The organism is Nodularia chucula CCY0103 (assembly GCF_963923915.1).
GTDB lineage: Bacteria > Cyanobacteriota > Cyanobacteriia > Cyanobacteriales > Nostocaceae > Nodularia > Nodularia chucula.
This window is the reverse complement of sequence record NZ_CAWUOL010000282.1, coordinates 1-229: the sequence shown is the minus strand read 5'-3', so window position 1 is coordinate 229 and position 229 is coordinate 1. Positions and strand designations below refer to the sequence as shown.

Annotated in this window: 1 pseudogene; it reads left to right on the top strand. The window is 48.9% G+C overall.

The annotated features are described in order from the left end of the window. A pseudogene (locus ACM0OP_RS24530) lies at positions 1-229 on the top strand (RQC domain-containing protein); the annotation flags it as partial.

Here is a 229-nt window from a genome sequence, read left to right as displayed (position 1 = left end):
ATGGCGAATGCTGGGGCGTTCTCTGTTGCACCAAGGATTGCTAGAACAAAGCAGCGATGGTTACGGTGTACTGAAACTTAACGCCTGAAGTTGGGAAGTTATGCGGCGACAGCGAACAGTTTCCATTGCGGTTCCCGTAGCACAAAAGATAACTTGGGAAGATGGGGATGAAAAAGCCGCCGAAGTGGAAATGCTATTGCAGAGGTTGCGCACTCTACGCAAACAAATT